Annotated in this window: 22 protein-coding genes and 1 pseudogene; 9 read left to right on the top strand and 14 right to left on the bottom strand. The window is 63.2% G+C overall.

Going from position 1 to position 17,828, the window contains the following annotated elements; all coding sequences use genetic code 11:
* Nucleotides 1-158, bottom strand: a pseudogene (locus tag DTW89_RS19685) (DUF455 domain-containing protein); the annotation flags it as partial.
* A gap of 95 nt (nt 159-253) precedes the next feature.
* On the opposite strand from DTW89_RS19685, the gene DTW89_RS06075 reads away from it, so the two are divergent.
* Together DTW89_RS06075 and hslO are read left to right on the top strand one after the other, a co-directional pair.
* Entirely contained in the window at nt 254-778 is a 525-nt protein-coding gene (locus tag DTW89_RS06075) for a gamma carbonic anhydrase family protein (RefSeq protein WP_114655281.1), read from the top strand.
* Between the two features lie 40 nt (nt 779-818).
* Nucleotides 819-1,811, top strand: a complete 993-nt coding sequence (gene hslO, locus DTW89_RS06070; RefSeq protein ID WP_114655280.1) for an Hsp33 family molecular chaperone HslO — start codon at nt 819-821, stop codon at nt 1,809-1,811.
* A gap of 8 nt (nt 1,812-1,819) precedes the next feature.
* Here hslO and DTW89_RS06065 read toward each other — a convergent pair whose 3' ends face one another.
* The 6 genes from DTW89_RS06065 to DTW89_RS06040 all read right to left on the bottom strand — a co-directional run bounded on the left by DTW89_RS06065 (nt 1,820) and on the right by DTW89_RS06040 (nt 6,953).
* Nucleotides 1,820-2,317, bottom strand: coding sequence for a hypothetical protein (locus tag DTW89_RS06065; RefSeq protein ID WP_236637051.1), 498 nt, complete (start codon nt 2,315-2,317; stop codon nt 1,820-1,822).
* A gap of 29 nt (nt 2,318-2,346) precedes the next feature.
* Entirely contained in the window at nt 2,347-2,625 is a 279-nt protein-coding gene (locus tag DTW89_RS06060) for a septum formation initiator family protein (protein ID WP_024814521.1), read from the bottom strand.
* A gap of 114 nt (nt 2,626-2,739) precedes the next feature.
* Entirely contained in the window at nt 2,740-4,026 is a 1,287-nt protein-coding gene (gene eno / locus DTW89_RS06055) for a phosphopyruvate hydratase (protein ID WP_024814522.1), read from the bottom strand.
* Between the two features lie 99 nt (nt 4,027-4,125).
* Complete coding sequence (locus DTW89_RS06050) at nt 4,126-4,416, bottom strand: DUF1330 domain-containing protein (RefSeq protein ID WP_111865360.1); 291 nt, start codon at nt 4,414-4,416, stop codon at nt 4,126-4,128.
* A gap of 3 nt (nt 4,417-4,419) precedes the next feature.
* A complete protein-coding gene (kdsA, locus tag DTW89_RS06045; RefSeq protein WP_114655278.1) occupies nt 4,420-5,277 on the bottom strand; it encodes a 3-deoxy-8-phosphooctulonate synthase in 858 nt (285 codons plus the stop codon).
* Between the two features lie 17 nt (nt 5,278-5,294).
* Nucleotides 5,295-6,953 carry a CTP synthase gene (locus DTW89_RS06040; protein WP_114655277.1) on the bottom strand — a complete coding sequence of 553 codons (1,659 nt, stop codon included), beginning with the start codon at nt 6,951-6,953 and terminating at the stop codon, nt 5,295-5,297.
* Between the two features lie 90 nt (nt 6,954-7,043).
* Between DTW89_RS06040 and coaBC the strand changes: the two genes are divergently transcribed.
* From coaBC to DTW89_RS06020, 4 genes are all read left to right on the top strand, one after another.
* Nucleotides 7,044-8,267, top strand: coding sequence for a bifunctional phosphopantothenoylcysteine decarboxylase/phosphopantothenate--cysteine ligase CoaBC (coaBC, locus tag DTW89_RS06035; RefSeq protein ID WP_114655276.1), 1,224 nt, complete (start codon nt 7,044-7,046; stop codon nt 8,265-8,267).
* 18 nt (nt 8,268-8,285) lie between these two features.
* Entirely contained in the window at nt 8,286-8,774 is a 489-nt protein-coding gene (locus DTW89_RS06030; RefSeq protein WP_147277632.1) for a hypothetical protein, read from the top strand.
* Nucleotides 8,771-9,217: a dUTP diphosphatase gene (gene dut / locus DTW89_RS06025; RefSeq protein ID WP_114655274.1), complete on the top strand. Its 447-nt coding sequence runs from the start codon at nt 8,771-8,773 to the stop codon at nt 9,215-9,217. The genes DTW89_RS06030 and dut overlap by 4 nt, the downstream gene beginning before the upstream one ends.
* Before the next feature lie 203 nt (nt 9,218-9,420).
* Nucleotides 9,421-9,936 carry a glycine zipper 2TM domain-containing protein gene (locus DTW89_RS06020; RefSeq protein ID WP_114655273.1) on the top strand — a complete coding sequence of 172 codons (516 nt, stop codon included), beginning with the start codon at nt 9,421-9,423 and terminating at the stop codon, nt 9,934-9,936.
* Nucleotides 9,937-9,975: 39 nt separating this feature from the next.
* Here DTW89_RS06020 and DTW89_RS06015 read toward each other — a convergent pair whose 3' ends face one another.
* Nucleotides 9,976-10,500 (bottom strand): FKBP-type peptidyl-prolyl cis-trans isomerase, encoded by a 525-nt coding sequence (locus DTW89_RS06015; RefSeq protein ID WP_114655272.1) that lies wholly within the window; start codon nt 10,498-10,500, stop codon nt 9,976-9,978.
* A 54-nt stretch (nt 10,501-10,554) separates the two neighbouring features.
* On the opposite strand from DTW89_RS06015, the gene DTW89_RS06010 reads away from it, so the two are divergent.
* The 3 genes from DTW89_RS06010 (at nt 10,555) to DTW89_RS06000 (ending at nt 12,781) form a co-directional block, all read left to right on the top strand.
* Nucleotides 10,555-11,694, top strand: a complete 1,140-nt coding sequence (locus DTW89_RS06010) for a cupin domain-containing protein (RefSeq protein WP_114655286.1) — start codon at nt 10,555-10,557, stop codon at nt 11,692-11,694.
* On the top strand, nt 11,691-12,209 hold the full coding sequence (locus DTW89_RS06005; RefSeq protein WP_114655271.1) for a hypothetical protein: 519 nt from the start codon (nt 11,691-11,693) through the stop codon (nt 12,207-12,209). The genes DTW89_RS06010 and DTW89_RS06005 overlap by 4 nt, the downstream gene beginning before the upstream one ends.
* A gap of 275 nt (nt 12,210-12,484) precedes the next feature.
* Nucleotides 12,485-12,781, top strand: a complete 297-nt coding sequence (locus DTW89_RS06000; protein WP_161555626.1) for a hypothetical protein — start codon at nt 12,485-12,487, stop codon at nt 12,779-12,781.
* A 146-nt stretch (nt 12,782-12,927) separates the two neighbouring features.
* Here DTW89_RS06000 and DTW89_RS05995 read toward each other — a convergent pair whose 3' ends face one another.
* The 6 genes from DTW89_RS05995 to DTW89_RS05975 form a co-directional block, all read right to left on the bottom strand.
* Entirely contained in the window at nt 12,928-13,707 is a 780-nt protein-coding gene (locus tag DTW89_RS05995; protein WP_114655270.1) for an MBL fold metallo-hydrolase, read from the bottom strand.
* Nucleotides 13,708-13,719: 12 nt separating this feature from the next.
* On the bottom strand, nt 13,720-14,808 hold the full coding sequence (bamC, locus tag DTW89_RS05990; RefSeq protein ID WP_114655269.1) for an outer membrane protein assembly factor BamC: 1,089 nt from the start codon (nt 14,806-14,808) through the stop codon (nt 13,720-13,722).
* 41 nt (nt 14,809-14,849) lie between these two features.
* Nucleotides 14,850-15,746, bottom strand: a complete 897-nt coding sequence (gene dapA / locus DTW89_RS05985) for a 4-hydroxy-tetrahydrodipicolinate synthase (protein WP_111865341.1) — start codon at nt 15,744-15,746, stop codon at nt 14,850-14,852.
* Between the two features lie 34 nt (nt 15,747-15,780).
* A complete protein-coding gene (locus DTW89_RS05980) occupies nt 15,781-16,332 on the bottom strand; it encodes a class I SAM-dependent methyltransferase (RefSeq protein ID WP_114655268.1) in 552 nt (183 codons plus the stop codon).
* An 80-nt stretch (nt 16,333-16,412) separates the two neighbouring features.
* Nucleotides 16,413-16,562: a hypothetical protein gene (locus DTW89_RS19490; protein WP_201740952.1), complete on the bottom strand. Its 150-nt coding sequence runs from the start codon at nt 16,560-16,562 to the stop codon at nt 16,413-16,415.
* A gap of 35 nt (nt 16,563-16,597) precedes the next feature.
* Nucleotides 16,598-17,815 (bottom strand): MFS transporter, encoded by a 1,218-nt coding sequence (locus DTW89_RS05975; RefSeq protein ID WP_111865337.1) that lies wholly within the window; start codon nt 17,813-17,815, stop codon nt 16,598-16,600.
* Between the last annotated feature and the right edge of the window lie 13 nt (nt 17,816-17,828).

The raw sequence follows: 17,828 nt of genomic DNA, 5'->3' as shown, positions 1-17,828 counted from the left end.
GGGTGGCCGGGCAGGGCGGCGGCATCTGGCGGGGCTGCAGGGGCTTGTTCTGCTATTGAAAGCATAGCTGCCTGCGCTTGAAGGTCAAGCGTTGCGGCCGCTTTTTGTTCTGGGTCTGAGAGGCACAAGACCTGCAGTGCACGTTGGCGAAGCTCCATCCTTACAATTCTAGGCCCTGCCTGGAGTTGGTTGGAGGGCCAGAGCAGATGCTTTGTAACCAACCGGCAGATCCATTTTTTACGGAGTGTGTTGCATGGCGATTTACGAACTCGATGGCGTGGCCCCGCGCGTGGCGGCCTCGGCCTGGGTGGCCGACACCGCGCAGGTGATCGGCAACGTGGTGCTGGGCGAGAACGCCAGCGTGTGGTTTGGCACGGTGGTGCGCGGCGACACCGAGGCCATCACCATCGGCGCAGGCACCAATATCCAGGATGCGAGCGTGCTGCACGCCGACTTCGGCCAGCCGCTGGTGATCGGCGAGCGCGTGACGGTGGGCCACCAGGTCATGCTGCACGGTTGCACCATTGGCGACGAAACGCTGATCGGCATTGGCGCCATCGTGCTCAACGGCGCCAGAATCGGCAAGAACTGCCTGGTGGGCGCGGGCGCGTTGGTGACCGAGGGCAAAGAGTTTCCCGATGGCTCCATGATCATCGGCAGCCCTGCCAAGGCCGTGCGTGAACTGAGCCCCGAGCACATCGAAGGCCTGCGCCAGAGTGCCGGTCACTACATGGACAACGCGCGCCGCTTTCAAAGCGGCCTGCGCAAGCTGGCCTGAAGCCCGCCCACCGAGCCCGACTTTTTTCTGGAATCCCTGCGTGTCTGAACTCCACAAGTTTCTTTTCGATGGCATGCCCGTGCGCGGCATGCTGGTGCGCCTGACCGAGGCATGGACCGAGATCCTGCGCGTGCGCGCGAGCAACTCCGCCACTGGCGCCTACCCTGCACCCGTGAGCGAACTGCTCGGCGAAATGGCCGCAGCCGGCGTGCTGATGCAGTCGAACATCAAGTTCAACGGCGCGCTGGTGCTGCAGATTTTTGGCGACGGGCCGGTCAAGCTGGCGGTGGCCGAGGTGCAATCCGACCTGAGCCTGCGTGCCACCGCCACGGTGAACGGCCCTGTGGCCGACGATGCGCGGCTGAGCCAGATGCTCAATGTGGCCGGTGGCGGGCGCTGTGCCATCACGCTCGACCCCAAGGACCGCCACCCGGGCCAGCAACCCTATCAGGGCGTGGTGCCACTGCACGGCGACCACCATGAAAAGCTGGAGCGCCTGTCGGATGTGCTGCAGCACTACATGCTGCAGTCCGAGCAGCTTGATACGGTGCTGGTGCTGGCTGCCAACGACACCGTGGCGGCCGGCCTGCTGATCCAGCGCATGCCCCTCAAGGGCGAGGGCAACCTGGCTGCGGGCCTGACGCACCGCGAAAACGAAGACCAGATCGGCCGCAACGAGGACTACAACCGCATTGCCCACCTGGCATCAAGCCTGACCCGCGAAGAGCTGCTGACGTTGGACGTGGACACCATCCTGCGCCGCCTTTTCTGGGAAGAAAAGCTGCTGCGTTTCGAGCCGCAGCAGGGCGACACCGGACCTCGTTTTGCGTGCAGCTGCAGCCGCGAGCGCGTGGGCAACATGTTGCGCAGCCTGGGCCGGGACGAGATCGAGAGCATTCTGGCCGAGCGCGATGACGTCGAGGTGGGCTGCGAATTCTGTGGGCAGCAATACCGTTTTGACGCGGTGGATGCGGCGCAGATTTTTGTCTCTCCCATGATCAGCCAGCAGCCTGTGCCGCCTGCCATTCAATAATTCACCCCTCAACGGTCGGCAGCGCCCCGGCCGGTGAGGGCGCTGAACAGGCGATGCTCGCATTCGGGGTCGCTGCATTTCTCGCAGTCCCAGGCACGCAGGCGCATGGGTTTAGCATCCGACACGTCGTTTGCACTTATCGCATAAGGCTTAACAGCTATTGAATTAATAGCGTTTAGCGCGTTTTCGACCCGCTCGGGACCTTGGCCATACACCACGTGGTAGCGCACGGCAGCATCCGCCAGCAAGGCGCGCAGGTGTGCATCGCAGGCCTCGCGCCGGGCTTGTTCGGGTGCGGCGCAGGGCAGGTCCAGCCCCATCAGCAAGGTGATGGCGGCGCTGTGCAGGGTGTGGCGGATCGCGGTGGGCAGCTGTGGAGCGTCTGCCACGGCAATCTCCTGTGCCGTCATGGCGGAGTCTGCCAGTCGGTGCTGAAGGGCCTCGGCCAATGCGGGGGCGCCGGTGCCGGGTGCACCCAGCAGGGCAATGGTCTGCTGTGCAGGCACGGTGGCGATGAGGGATGCAGCCCGGCAGCTCAGCGGGGCATGTAGTGCACGTAAACCTCGTTGGGCTTGACCATGCCCAGCTCGCTGCGTGCCTTTTCTTCCACCATGTCCAAGCCCTCCTTGAGGTCGTGCACCTCGGAGTTCAGGCGCTCATTGGCCTGCCGGGCCCGGTCGTTTGCGGCGATCTGCTCATCGAGCTGACGCTGCATCTCCTGGACACGGGGAATGCTTCCCCGGCCCAGCCAGAGCTGGGCATGAAGGACTGCCAGCAGGGCCAGCAGGACAACGGGCACAAGACGAAAACCCATGGCCTAAATGGTACGCCTTGCCGGGGCCTGCGTTGCGTCCGGTCGTGCTGGCGCCGCCCTAGGGCGCCGGGGGGCGCCTGAGCGATCGCAGCAGGACCGGGCAGCTGGCATGGTTTAGCGCAGGTTGTAGAACGCCGCGCGGCCCGGGTAGTGGGCAATCTCGCCCAGGTCTTCCTCGATGCGCAGCAGCTGGTTGTACTTGGCGATGCGGTCCGAGCGCGACAGCGAGCCGGTCTTGATCTGGCCTGCGTTGGTGCCCACGGCGATGTCGGCAATGGTGCTGTCTTCGGTTTCGCCCGAGCGGTGCGAGATCACGGCCGTGTAGCCCGCGCGCTTGGCCATTTCGATGGCGGCGAAGGTTTCGGTCAGCGTGCCGATCTGGTTGATCTTGATGAGGATCGAATTGGCAATGCCCTTGTCGATGCCTTCCTTGAGGATCCTGGTGTTGGTGACAAACAGGTCGTCGCCCACCAGCTGCACGTTCTTGCCCAGGCGCTCGGTCAGGATCTTCCAACCATCCCAGTCGCCTTCGTGCATGCCGTCTTCGATGCTGATGATGGGGTACTTGTCGCACCACGATGCCAGCATGTCGGTCCATTGCTGGGCGGTGAGCTTGAGGCCGCCTTCGCCCTCCAGCACATACATGCCGTCCTTGTAGAACTCGCTGGCGGCGCAATCGAGGCCCAGGGCGATCTGCTCGCCGGCGGTGTAGCCTGCGGCTTCGATGGCCTGCAGGATCAGCTGGATGGCGGCTTCATGGTTTTCAACGCTGGGTGCAAAGCCGCCCTCGTCGCCCACGGCGGTGCTCATGCCCTTGTCGTGGATGATCTTTTTGAGCGCATGGAACACCTCGGCACCCCAGCGCACGGCTTCGCGGAAAGTGGGGGCGCCCACAGGGATGATCATGAACTCTTGCAGATCGAGGCTGTTGTTGGCGTGCGCGCCACCGTTGATGACGTTCATCATCGGCACGGGCAGCTGCATGCCGCCCATGCCGCCCAGGTAGCGGTACAGGGGCAGGCCGGACTCTTCGGCGGCGGCGCGGGCCACGGCCATGGAGACGGCCAGCATGGCGTTGGCGCCCAGGCGGCTCTTGTTATCGGTGCCGTCGAGGTCGATCAGGGTCTTGTCCAGGAAGGCTTGTTCCGACGCGTCCAGGCCCAGCACGGCTTCGGAGATTTCGGTGTTGATGTGCTCGACGGCCTTGAGCACGCCCTTGCCCAGGTAACGGCTCTTGTCGCCGTCGCGCAGCTCAATGGCTTCACGGCTACCGGTGGACGCTCCGCTAGGCACGGCGGCGCGGCCCATCACGCCCGATTCGAGCAGAACGTCGCACTCGACGGTGGGGTTGCCGCGGCTGTCCAGAATCTCGCGACCTACGATGTCAACGATGGCACTCATGGTTTTCCTTTTGCAGAAGTTTTAAATCAAATCGGGCTCTGGCGCTTACTGGATAAGCGCTAGCAGCTATTAATTAATGAGCGAAGATCGAATGCGCGTTCAGACGCCTTCGACACACACCATGCGCATGACCGCCGCGCCTTCGCGCGCTGCCTTAGCTTTCTGGTACTCGGGTGTGTCGTAGAAAGCGCGGGCCGCGTCAAAGCTCGGAAACTTGAGAATCACAGTGCGGCCGGGGTTCCAGTCGCCTTCCAGCACTTCAACCTTGCCGCCGCGCACGCACACTTCAGCACCGTGGGCCTGCATGGCCACGGTGCTCCACTTGCGGTACTCCTCATACTGCGTGGGGTTGGTGACGGTGACGGATGCGATGACGTAACCACTGCTCATGTCTCAGGCTCCAAAGTTGTTTTCGAGGAATCCGCTTTTCTTGGTGATGTCGTCGAGCGCCACCAAGGTCTCCAGCAGCGCCTTCATGTGCTTGAGCGGCACGGCATTGGGCCCGTCCGACCAGGCCTCGGCGGGCCGGGGGTGGGTTTCCATGAACAGGCCCGCCACACCCACTGCCACACCGGCGCGGGCCAGCACGGGCACCATGTCGCGCGCGCCACCGCTCACGGCACCCAAGCCACCGGGCTTTTGCACCGAGTGCGTCACGTCGAACACCACGGGCGCGCCGGAGTTGCGCATCTCGGCCAGGCTGGTCATGTCGGCCACGAGGTTGTTGTAGCCAAAGCTCACGCCGCGTTCGCAGGCCAGGAAGCTGTCTGGAGACAGGCCCACCTCCTGCGCAGCGGCACGGGCCTTGTCGATGACGTTCTTCATGTCCCAGGGCGCGAGGAACTGGCCCTTCTTGATGTTCACCGGCTTGCCGCTCTGTGCCACGGCACGGATGAAGTCGGTCTGGCGGCAGAGGAAGGCCGGCGTCTGCAGTACGTCCACCACGCTGGCCACCTCGGCCACCTGGGAGGCCTCGTGCACATCGGTCAGGATGGGCAGCTGCAGTTGGCGGCGCACTTCATCAAGGATCTTGAGGCCCGCTTCCATCCCCACGCCGCGCTGGCTGGTGCCAGACGAGCGGTTGGCCTTGTCAAACGACCCCTTGTAAATCAGGGGAACGCCCAGCGCCGTGCAGGTCTCCTTGAGCTGGCCTGCGACGTCCAGCGACATCTGTAGGCTTTCGATGGAGCAGGTGCCCGCAATCAGGAAGAAGCGGTGTTCCAGGCCGACGTCGAAGCCGCAGAGTTTCATGGCGGTGTTTCCTTTGCTTACGCTGCGGCCTTGGCGGCCTTCTGGTGCTCCACGGCCGCCTTGATGAAGGCGTTGAACAGCGGGTGGCCGTTCCAGGGCGTGGACTTGAATTCGGGGTGGAACTGCACGCCGATGTACCAGGGGTGTACGCTTTGCGGCAGCTCGATGATCTCGGTCAGGTGCTCGCGCTGCGTCAGCGCCGAGATCACCAGGCCCGCCTTGCGCAGCTGGTCGAGGTAGTTGACGTTGGCTTCATAGCGATGGCGGTGGCGCTCGGTGACCACGTCGCCATAGATGCTGTGCGCCAGCGTGCCGGGTGCCACGTCGGAGCTTTGCGCGCCCAGGCGCATGGTGCCGCCCAGGTCGGAGTTGGCGTCGCGTGTCTTGATGGTGCCGTCGGCATCCTTCCACTCGGTGATCAGGGCGATCACCGGGTGCTTGCAGGACGGATCGAATTCCGTGGAGTTGGCGCCGGGCAGGCCGGCCACATGGCGGGCGTATTCGATGGTGGCGACCTGCATCCCCAGGCAAATGCCGAGGTAGGGCACCTTGTGCACCCGGGCGAACTTGGCCGTGCAGATCTTGCCTTCCACGCCGCGCGAGCCAAAGCCGCCAGGCACGAGGATGGCGTCGTACGGGGCCAGCTTGTCGGCTTCCTGGCCTTCGATGGATTCGGAGTCGAGGTGGTCGATGCGCACACGCACATGGTTGCGCATGCCGGCGTGGCGCAGGGCCTCGTTGACGGACTTGTAGCTGTCGGACAGCTCCACGTACTTGCCCACCATGGCGATGCGAACTTCGCCCTTGGGGTGCTCGGTCTCATACACCAGGTCGTCCCAGCGCTTGAGGTTGGTGGGGGGGGTGTTCAGGCGCAGCTTGTCGCAAATGAGGCCGTCCAGGCCTTGCTCGTGCAGCATGCGGGGCACCTTGTAGATGGTGTCCACGTCCCACATGCTGATCACGCCCCATTCGGGCACGTTGGTGAACAGCGAGATTTTTTCGCGCTCTTCTTCCGGGATGCGCCGGTCGGCGCGGCACAGCAGGGCGTCGGCCTGGATGCCGATTTCGCGCAGCTTCTGCACGGTGTGCTGGGTGGGCTTGGTCTTGAGCTCGCCAGCCGCAGCAATCCAGGGCACATAGGTCAGGTGCACAAACGCCGCGTTGTTGGGGCCCATGCGCAGGCTCATCTGGCGCACGGCCTCCAGGAACGGCAGCGACTCGATGTCTCCCACCGTGCCGCCGATTTCGACAATGGCCACATCCACGGCATCGGGCGTGCCGATGCCCGCGCCGCGCTTGATGAATTCCTGGATTTCGTTGGTGACGTGGGGAATGACCTGCACGGTCTTGCCCAGGTAGTCGCCGCGGCGCTCTTTCTCCAGCACGGACTGGTAGATTTTGCCCGTGGTGAAGTTGTTGGTTTTCTTCATGCGCGTTTCAATGAAACGCTCATAGTGGCCCAGGTCGAGGTCGGTTTCTGCGCCGTCATCGGTCACAAAAACCTCGCCGTGCTGAAACGGCGACATGGTGCCCGGATCTACGTTGATGTAGGGGTCAAGCTTGATGAGGGTGACTTTGAGTCCCCGCGATTCGAGGATCGCGGCAAGGGAGGCTGAGGCGATTCCCTTGCCCAGGGAAGACACCACACCGCCGGTGACGAAGACAAATTTGGTCATGTCTTTTTTGGTGGTGGGAAATTGGGATTATAGATGGCCCCCCGGCAAGCGGCCGCGGCGGGGCCTGCTTCTGTCTGCTAAATTCGCGCCATGAATGAGCTTGCTGGCAAACACATTGTTCTGGGTCTGAGTGGAGGCGTGGCTTGCTACAAGGCGGCCGATCTGTGCCGCCAGCTCATCAAGGAGGGGGCCACCGTGCAGGTGGTGATGACCGAGGCAGCCAGGCAATTCATCACGCCGGTCACCATGCAGGCCCTGTCGGGCAGGCCGGTGCATGGCTCGCAATGGGACGCGCGCGAGCCCAACAACATGCCCCACATCAACCTTAGCCGCGAGGCCGATGCCATCCTGGTTGCGCCCTGCAGCGCCGACTTTGTGGCGCGCCTGGCGCAGGGGCGGGCGGATGAATTGTTGAGCCTGCTGTGCCTGGCGCGACCACAGGAGCGTGTGCCCTTGCTGCTGGCACCGGCCATGAACCGCGAAATGTGGGCGCACCCGGCCACGCAGCGCAACCTGGCCCAGGTGGCCCAGGACGGCGCCACGGTGCTGGCCGTGGGCAACGGCGACCAGGCCTGCGGCGAAACGGGTGACGGGCGCATGCTGGAGCCGGCGGAGTTGCTGGAAGAAGTGATTGCCTTTTTCACGCCCAAGGTGCTGGCGGGCCAGAAGGTGCTGGTCACGGCGGGCCCCACGTTCGAGGCCATTGACCCGGTGCGTGGCATCACCAACCATTCCAGCGGCAAGATGGGCTTTGCCATTGCGCGCGCGGCCCGCGAGGCCGGTGCCGAGGTCACGCTGGTGGCGGGCCCGGTGCATCTGGCCACGCCGCGCGGTGTGCATCGCATCAACGTGCATTCTGCGCAAAATATGCTTGAAGCCGTTATGCAGAAAGCGCAGAAAGCTACTGTTTTTATAGCGACTGCGGCGGTAGCTGACTGGCGTCCGGCCACGCAGTCGGAGCAGAAGATCAAGAAAGACGGGTCGGGCCAGACGCCGGTGCTGGGTTTTGTCGAGAACCCCGACATCCTGGCCACCGTGGCGCAGTCGCAGCACGCGCTGGTGGGCGATCTGTTCTGTGTGGGCTTCGCGGCCGAAAGCCACGATCTGCTGCAGCACGCTACGGCCAAGCGCCAGCGCAAGGGAGTGCCGCTGCTGGTGGGCAATATTGGCCCCGCCACCTTTGGGCAGGACGACAACGCCCTGTTGCTGGTGGACGCGCAGGGGCATCGCGAGCTGCCCCGGGCATCCAAGCGCATATTGGCCCAGCAGCTGATTGCCGAGATTGCCCAGCGCCTGCCTGCTCTGCAGGCCTGACTTCCAAGGATGACCACGGTGATTCCGCCTGTCCGCCCTGACTGGGATACGCCCCCCGACGGTGATTTCGCCCGCTATGTGGATCGTTTGGGTGCCACCGCGCAGGGTGCGGCGCGCTCCCCGCACACGAAAGCGGCGGGGGCTGCCGAGCCGACCCGTATGCAGGAGGCGCCCCTGCGTGGCGAGAGCGCACCGAAACCACCCGTGCAGGCACAACCCCCTGACCTGGCTGCGATGGCCGGGCAGCTTGGGGGCAGGCTTCGTGGCGCACGGGTCGTGCTGTTGCTGGCGATAGTGGTGCACGCCATTGCCTGGCTGGGTTTTGGCCGGGGCTCGCTGCCGATTTTGATGTTCATGGCGGTGTTGTGGTGGGGATTGGGCAGGGCAGTGCAAGTGCTCCCTGACCTGATCTCACTTCCCCGCATCTCCGAAAATCAGGGCGCAGAGCCCTGGCGACAGCGCTTGCGGGCACGGACCCCGCAGGGCAAAGCAGAAAGCAAGAAGTGAAGATTGACGTCAAGATTCTTGATTCGCGCATGGCGGATCAGTTGCCTACCTATGCCACGGCGGGCAGTGCGGGTCTGGACCTGCGGGCCTGTATCGATGCGCCCTTGGTGCTGGCGCCCAATGCCTGGCACCTGGTGCCCACGGGCATTGCCGTGTTCATCAAAGACCCCGGCTACGCTGCGCTCATCCTGCCCCGCTCGGGGCTGGGGCACAAGCACGGCATTGTTCTGGGCAATCTGGTGGGCCTGATCGACAGCGATTACCAGGGGCAGCTCATGGTCAGTGCCTGGAATCGCAGCACGGTGCCTTTCACGCTGGAGCCCATGGAGCGGCTGGCCCAGTTGGTCATTGTTCCCGTGATACAGGCGCAGTTCAACGTGGTGACCGAGTTCGAGGCCACCGAGAGGGGCGAGGGCGGCTACGGGTCCACGGGCAAGGGGTGAGGGGTTTCTCGTCCCTGCACTGTTTCATGCCCGTGTCCTTGTGTCAGCGCATTCCTACGCGGCGCAGAGCCCAATGCCGACCTGCACGGTCGTGCTTCGCCGTCCAAGGGTACCTCGGGCCCATGCTTCAATTGTTTTGAATCGGGTGGTGAATCGCTTCGACAGCACACTGCCCTCATCGAGATATTTCAAGGAGAACTGATATGCGCCAGATCACACGTACCGCCACCCTGGTGGGCTCTGTCTTTATGCTCGGAGCCTTGGCCGCATGTGCGCCACAGCAGACCTATCCGAGCCAGTATCCATCGGGCGGTTACACGTCAGGCGGCTACCAAAGCAATGCACCGGTTTATTCGAACAATGCCATGGGCACGGAATACGGCCGTGTTGCCAATATTGAGGTGTTGCAGGGTCGCAGCCAGGGGCAAACCACCGGTGCAGGCGCAGTCCTGGGTGCCGTGGTGGGTGGAGTATTGGGCAACCAAGTGGGTGGCGGATCGGGCCGCACTGCCGCAACTGCGGTGGGCGCCATTGGCGGAGCGCTTGCAGGCAATGCCATCGAAGGGCGCAACAACAACAGCGGCGGCGAGGTGCAGGGCTATCGCATCTCGATTCAGCTTGACCAGGGCGGCTATCGCTCTTACGACGTAAGCAATCCGGGCGACCTGCGTACCGGCGACCGGGTGCGTTTGTACAACGGTCAGATTTCCCGCCAGTAAGCAGTCAGCGCGAATTGGTGGCCCGCAAGGGCCGCCATTTCAGTGCAGCAGCGAGTTGCCTGGTGCCTGGGGCTGGATGCGAAAAAAGCCCGTGCCCGCCGTGCCTTTGCCGATTTCTTCCTCTGTGGCTTCGCGCACGCCTTGCACCGTGAGTTGCAGCCGCAGGGCGATTCCAGCAAGGGGATGGTTTCCGTCCAGCACCAGGTGCTCTGGGTAGATTTCCGTCACCGTGTAGAGACCGCTGCGGGGCGCGGTGGGGTTGACGCCCTCTGGCAGGGCGCTCCCATCAAACGTCATGCCCTCCTCAATCTCAGGCGGGAAGAGTTCGCGGGGCTCCAAAAAAAGCAGTTGATCGTTGAAGTCGCCAAAAGCATCCTCGGGCTCCAGGTGCAGCGCCAGCGTCGCACCAGGGCCATGGCCTTGCAGCGCTTCCTCGATGCGCTGCAGCAGGTCCTCACCGCCCACCAGGAATTCCACAGGATCATCGAGCACGTCCAGCTCTTCTCCCAAGGTGTCTTTCAGGGTCCAGGTCAAGGCGACCACGCATTGTTGGGTAATTTCCATAGGAGAATTGTCGCAGTTTGATCAATGGCCCTGTAAATGGGCGGACAGGTTCTCATGGATATCCAGCAACCCCTCTCCCTGCTCGGTGGCCTGACCCCCGCGCAATTCATGCGTCGGCACTGGCAAAAAAAGCCCTTGCTGGTGCGCCAGGCCATTGCGCAATTCACACCGCCGGTGTTGCGTTCCGAGCTGTTTGCCCTGGCTGCTCAGGAGGGCGTGGAGTCCCGCTTGGTACAGCAGGTCAAGGATGTCTGGAAGTTGCGCCACGGTCCGTTTTCGCGCCGGGCATTGCCTGCCCTGCAGCAACCCAACTGGACGCTCCTGGTGCAGGGTGTGGATCTGCACAACGACCAGGTGCATGCCCTCATGCAGCAGTTCCGTTTTGTTCCGGATGCCCGCCTCGACGACCTGATGATCAGCTACGCCAGCGACGGCGGCGGCGTGGGGCCGCATTTTGATAGCTACGACGTATTTCTGCTGCAGGCCCATGGCCGCCGCCGCTGGCGCATTGGGCGCCAAAAAAACCTCAACTTGCGCGACGATATACCGCTGAAAGTGCTGGCGCAGTTCGAACCCGAGCAAGAGTATGTGCTCGAGCCCGGGGACATGCTGTACCTTCCGCCCGGATATGCCCACGACGGTATCGCCGAAGGGGAGTGCATGACCTACTCGATCGGTTTTCGGGTTCCGGCGCGTGCCGAACTGGCCAACGAGCTTCTGCTGCGGGTGTCAGAAGATGCGGACGAGGAAGCTGTCCCGGTTTTGTACCGCGATGCGGGCCAGGATGCAGTGGAGCTGCCCGCTGCCATTCCCGAGCGGTTGCACGAATTTGCCCGGGATGCCTTGAAGCGCGCATTGAGCGAGCCCCTGGTGCTCGAACGCGCGCTGGGTGAGTACCTGACCGAGCCTAAGCCCAGCGTATGGTTTGAGCCGAATGACGCAGGTGTGATGCTGGAGGGTTTGGCACTGGACCGGCGTACCCGCATGATGTACGACGCGCACCACGTGTTCATCAATGGCGACAGCTATCGCGCGGCAGGCCGCGACGCCACGTTGATGCGGCGCCTGGCGGATCAACGCCGCTTGAATAGCCGTGATCTGGCGCGTGCCACTGACGATGCCCTGGAGCTGCTGTCTGCGTGGTGCGACGCTGGCTGGGCCCATGCCTGCAAAGACCCACAGGAAACCCCATGACCGATGCGGTAACCCCAGCCCCTTCATTGCCTGATTTGCCTTCTGGGCGGTTCAGTGGTCGCGAGGCGTTCATGCAGCTTGTGCGTGATGGGTTGGCCACAGCGGCGCGTGAGGGATGGTCAGAGATTATTGTGAGTGATTCCAACTTTTATGACTGGCCGCTGGGAGAGCTTGCTGTCATCGAGTCGTTGCAGCAGTGGGCCCACAGTGGCCGTCGGTTCACCATGCTGGCTTGCACGTTTGACGAGGTGATACGGCGGCATCCGCGTTTTGTGCGCTGGCGCGGCACCTGGGATCACATCATCAGCTGTCGGCGCAGCCCTTCGGCAGACCCGCTTGACCTCCCCAGTGCCTTTTGGTCGCCAGCCTGGGTGATGCACCGCCTCGATCCCGTACGCTGTGTGGGGGTTGCCGGCTTTGAGCCGGAACGCCGCGTTTTATTGCGGGAATCACTCAATGAATGGTTGCGAAGCAAAAGTTCACCCGGATTCCCGTCAACCACATTGGGGTTGTAACGTTGATAGTGCTCAATGCATGAAAAATGAATTGCGTTTCATGTGGGAATTCAGCGTTATTCGGGATTGACGAAATCCCAATATAATTGTTGATTGCGCAGAAACGCACGCCCATGCATTCGGCCAACGCGTCAACGGCTGCACAGTCTGGTCGTGGTGGCTACTCCGGTTTTTTGTCTGTCCAACTAGGAAAATTGAAATGAAGAAATCGCTCGTTCTGGCTACCCTGATCGCTGCTGCTGCCCTCGCCGCTTGTGGCAAGAAGGAAGAGCCTGTTGCTGCTCCTGCGCCAGCTCCCGTGGAGGCACCTGCCGCCGCTGCGCCTGCTTCTGACGCTGCTGCGCCTGCTGCCGAAGCCGCTGCTTCTGCTGCAGACTCCGCCAAGGCTGCTGCCGATGCTGCTGCAACTGCCGCAACTGGCGCACAGACCGCCGTTGACGCTGCTGCAACCGCTGCAACCGATGCCAAGGCTGCTGTGGACGCTGCTGCAACGGCTGCTACCAGCGCTGCTTCCGCTGCGAAGTAAAGCCGGCACGGATTTCAGGGCCTGCCAGCCTTGCTGGAGCCTCTGAAACCAAGGGCCCCGACCTGTTCACAGGTGCGGGGCTTTTTTGTTGCTGCCCATTGTGTTGCGATGACTGCAGAGGCTGGGTAGCTCTTGCGCGGCAATTTGCCGCTGAGTCTTTTGCCAAGGGGATGCGCTGCGTAGTTGCGGCGACTACACCACGTTGATCCAGTCCGTACCTGCGGTGGCCGAGGCAATGTCCACAGCGTCAGCGGGCCAACCCATGGAGTGTGCCAGCGCTTGCTGCGCCAGCCGGGGCTGGTTGTTCTGCGCGCTGAGGTGTGCCGCGACCACGCGATTCAGACCCGTGTGCCGAACGGCCGCCAGGATGCCGGCAGCGTCGTGGTTGGCCAGATGCCCATGCGCACCCGCAATGCGTCGCTTCAGAAAAGCGGGATAGCCGGATGCTGCGAGCATGTCCGGGTCGTGGTTGGCCTCCAGCAGCAGCGCGTGGCAACCCTGCAATTGCTGCAGCACATGGGGGCTCGCGTGGCCCAGGTCGGTAAGCAGGCCAAGGTGAGAAGCGCCATCGGTGCAGCGCAATTGCAGCGGTTCCCGCGCATCGTGCGGCACGGTAAAGGGCACTGCGCACACCGTGCCGAGATCGATGGGAACCATGTCGTGGGCCATCTGCAGCAGCCCGTCAAAATCTGGCGCACCTATCGCCACATGGGTGCCGCGGCTCATAAAGACGGGAATGCGGTGCCGCATTGCCACGGTATGGGCACAGCCGACATGGTCTGCGTGTTCATGCGTGATGAAAATGGCATCGATCTGGTCGATGCCCAACCCCGCCGCACCCAGCCGGGTGGCAAGTTGCCGGATGCCGAAGCCACAGTCCACCAACAGGCGGCGCACCTGCAATCCGTCGCCCGCTTCCACCACGGTGGCGTTGCCTGAGCTGCCGCTGCCCAAGCTGCGAAAGCGCAGCATCGGCAGGCGTGCTTATTTCAGGTCGTCTGCCAGCACGCGCAGGATACGTTCGGCGTTGGCAGACGATTCGGGCGCACCGGCCTCATTCAGCACGGAAACCGTGATGGCTTCCCCCTGGCTGCGCACCACCACACGGTACTTCAGCGGGGGAGTGGCGGCAGATCCGCCCAGCAGCTTGCTGAAGAAGCCTGGCTCCTTCTTGTCGGTTCCGGGAGCCACGTAACGCACAAAATACAGGCCGTCATTGCGGTTGCGGTCTTCGACGGTGAAGCCCGTGCGGTCAAGGGCCAGGCCCACACGGCGCCACGCGCGATCAAAACCTTCGTCCATCTGCACGACCGGGACGTTGTTGACCGAGGTCATGCGCACGCTCGCGGCCTTCAAGGCCGGCGCTGCCACCACGGCCTGGGATTGCTCTTGGGGCACACCGAGCTTGACCATCAGACGGCGCAGGAATTCGGTTTCGAGTTCGGGGTCGGCGGCGCGGGGCTGCCAGACGGTGCTGTCCTTGGACGTGCTGGTGTAAACCTCCACCATGCCGCGGTGGGTGACGTAAATCTCGGTGCCGCCGGCGGCATTGCGCTCCAGGCGCGTGCGGAACTTGTCGCGCTCGCCCGTGGAATACAGCGAATCAAAAACCTTGCCGAGGGTGGCGCGAATCACGTCCTGCGGCAGCTTGGCGCGATTTTCCGCCCAGTCGGTCTCCAGAATGCCCAGGTCAGCCTGGTCGACAACCAGGTTGAAACCGTTCTCCAGCCAGTACTCCCGCACCGGGTCCCACAACTGGTCGGCCGGTCGGTCGATCACCAGCCAGCGCTGGGCGCCGTTGCGTTCGATGCGGACATCGCCGATTTTCGTGGCTGCTGCTCCGGAGGTGGCAGACGATTTGGTGTTCTGGCCAGCCTGGTAGGCTGCGGCAGATACCGCGCTGCCGGGTACCGCATAGCGGTTTTCTCGGGACAGTTGCGTCAGGTCGGGGGGCACCTCCAGTGTGGCCCCCTGGGTGGCGCTTTTGTAGTCGATCTTGTCGTTTTCCAGAACGGAGCAGGCGGAAAGCGCCATGGCAAGGCCCAGCAGGCCCAATCGTGCAGTGTGATTCACGCGGAAATCCTCAGAGTGTCTCGGGTGTCAGGGCGGTAGGGTTAAAGCAGGCCGCTGGCGCGCAGGGCTGCTTCCACGGTGGCTTCGTGGCCCTGGCTCAGGGGTGTCATGGGCAGGCGCATGGTGCCTGCGCACAGACCCATGCGGGCCATGGCCCACTTGACGGGAATCGGGTTGGCTTCAATGAACAGGTTTTTGTGCACCGGCATCAGCTGGAACTGGATGTCCATGGCGCGCCGCACATTTCCGGCAAGCGCCGCAACACACAGTTCGTGCATCAGGCGGGGTGCCACGTTGGCGGTCACGCTGATGTTGCCGTGACCACCGCAGAGCATCAGGGCCACGGCGGTGGGGTCATCGCCCGAATACACGGCGAAGTCCTTGGGCAAATCGCGGATCAGCCACTGGGCGCGCTCGATGTTGCCGGTGGCCTCTTTGATACCGATGATGCCGGGCACCTGCGCCAGGCGCAGCACGGTGTCGTGCAGCATGTCTGCCACCGAGCGGCCAGGCACGTTGTAGAGCACCATGGGCAGGTCGCCCGTGGCCTCGGCAATTGCCTTGAAGTGCTGGTACTGGCCCTCTTGCGTGGGCTTGTTGTAGTAGGGCACGACCTGCAGCTGGCTGTCGGCCCCTACGCCGCGGGCAAACTTGGCCAGCTCGATCGCCTCTGCTGTGGAGTTGGCGCCACAGCCGGCCATGATGGGCACGCGCTTGGCGGCCTGCTCCACGGACACGCGGATGATCTCGCAATGCTCTTCGACGTTGACCGTGGGCGATTCGCCCGTGGTGCCGACCACGCCGATGCAGTCGGTGCCTTCGGTGATGTGCCAGTCAATCAGTTTGCGCAGGGCGGGGTAGTCCACGCTACCGTCCTCGTGCATGGGGGTGACGAGGGCGACGATGCTGCCGGTAAGGGGGACGGAAGAAGAGGTCATGTCCGCAAGTGAAAACGGTAAAAGGGCATTCTAACTAGACCGGAAGGTCCAGACGGTATCGAACGGGCTGGCGTGGGTGCGCGGTTTCGCGCACGGCCGCAATGCGCTGCACGAAACGTGCGGGCGCGTCCACAAAGCCGTCTTCGTACGCAACGGTGCGAAGGGTCGCACAGGCGGCAAGCAACTCGCCGGGTTGCAGCAAAAAATCGGCCCGCGCAGGGCGTCCAACGGTTTCATTGCCGCTTGCAAAGGTTTCATAAATCAGCACACCGCCAGGGGCCACGCTGTCCACCAGAAGGGGCAGCAGCGGGCGCCAGAGGTAGTTGGTGACGATCACCGCGCCAAACTGTCGGCCAGCGAAAGGCCAGGGGCCGTCTTCAATGTCGGCACAGTGAATTTCACCCCAGGCCGCGCACGCCGCCACGGCATCGGCCGAGCGGTCTACGCCCACGGTGGGGTGGCCGTGCTGGTGCATCCAGCGCAGGTGCCTGCCCGCGCCACAGGCCACGTCCAGCGCGGTGCTGCCTGGCGGCGCCAGGGTTGACCAGCGGCGAACCCAGTCGGATGGTGCTTCAGTACCGAGCATTGAGGAGAATAATCGCTATAAAAATAGTAGCTGCTAGCGCTTGCTGTATAAGCTCTAGAGGCTAAAAAAGCTTAAAAATATCAAAAACATGCCCACATCTGGTCTGCCAGCATGACCATGAACCCCGGCACGGTGTACATCGCAAACACCGCCAGCAAGATCAGCAAGGCGGCCACCCAGCCCAGCAGCCGGGCAAAGCGGGATGTGAGGCGCGGTGTGGGGATGTGCATGGGGCCGTCAAGGGTGTTGGGTTACTGGTCGTTTTTCAGGCGGGCTGTGGCGTGCCGCGCTGGATGGGGGCTTCCTTGACGGGCAGATTCACCAGCCCCGCAAAAATACCGAGCCCGATCGCGATGTACCACACCACATCGTAGCTGCCCGTGCGGTCATACAGATAGCCGCCCAGCCACACCCCCATGAAGCTGCCCACCTGGTGGCTGAAGAAGACAAAACCGCCCAGCATCGACAGGTGCTGCACGCCAAAGATCTGCGCAATCGTGGCATTGGTGGGGGGCACGGTGGACAGCCACAGCGCCCCCATGACGGCAGAAAACACGTACACCGACAGCGGCGAAAGCGGTACCAGCAGAAAAATCGAAATCACCACGGCCCGCGCAAAGTAGATGAAGGCAAGGATGTTGCGCTTGGGCATGCGCTGGCCCAGCGTGCCCGCAATGTAGGTGCCAAACACGTTGAACAGCCCGATCAGTGCCAGCGCATAGCTGGCCACCTGGGGCGAGAGCCCGTGGTCGCGCAGGTAGCTGGGCATGTGCACGCCAATGAACACCACCTGGAACCCGCACACAAAATACCCCGCCGTCAGCAGCAGAAAGCTGGGGTAGCGAAACGCCTCACCCAATGCCTGCACAATGGTCTGGTCGCGCCGGGCGGGGGTGGATGCGTGGAACCCGGGCTCGCGCAGTCCGAAGGCCAGCGGAACAATCAGCAGCACCATCAGCGACAGCGCCAGCAGCGCCTGTTGCCAGCCCAAACTGCTGATCAGCCAGCCCTCTACCGGCACCATCAGAAACTGGCCAAACGAGCCGGCCGCCGCCGCCACACCCATAGCCCACGAGCGTCTTTCGGGCGCAATCTGTCGGCCCAGCACGCCGTAGATCACGGCATAGGTGGTTCCGGCCTGGGCCGCGCCAATCAGCACACCCGCCGTGAGTGCAAACAGGGTGGGCGTAGGTGACAGCGCCATGCCAGCCAGCCCAAGGCCATAGAGCACTGCGCCGCCTATCAGCACGCGAAACGCGCCAAACCGGTCGGCCACCATGCCGACAAAAATGCCGATCACGCCCCACGAGAGGTTCTGGATGGCAATCGCCAGGGCAAACGACTGGCGTGTCCAGCCCATCTCCTGGGTGATGGGTTGCAACCACAGCCCGAAGCCGTGGCGGATGCCCATGGACAAGGTCACGATGGCGGCACCGCACGCCAGCACCTGGAACATGGACAATTTTTGGGGATTCGTGTGCATGCAAGGAATGTAG

The sequence above is a fragment of the Acidovorax sp. BoFeN1 genome (genome assembly GCF_003345135.1).
Lineage (GTDB): Bacteria > Pseudomonadota > Gammaproteobacteria > Burkholderiales > Burkholderiaceae_C > Acidovorax > Acidovorax defluvii.
The sequence above is the reverse complement of the archived record's forward strand: the minus strand, read 5'-3'. Positions and strand labels throughout refer to the sequence as shown.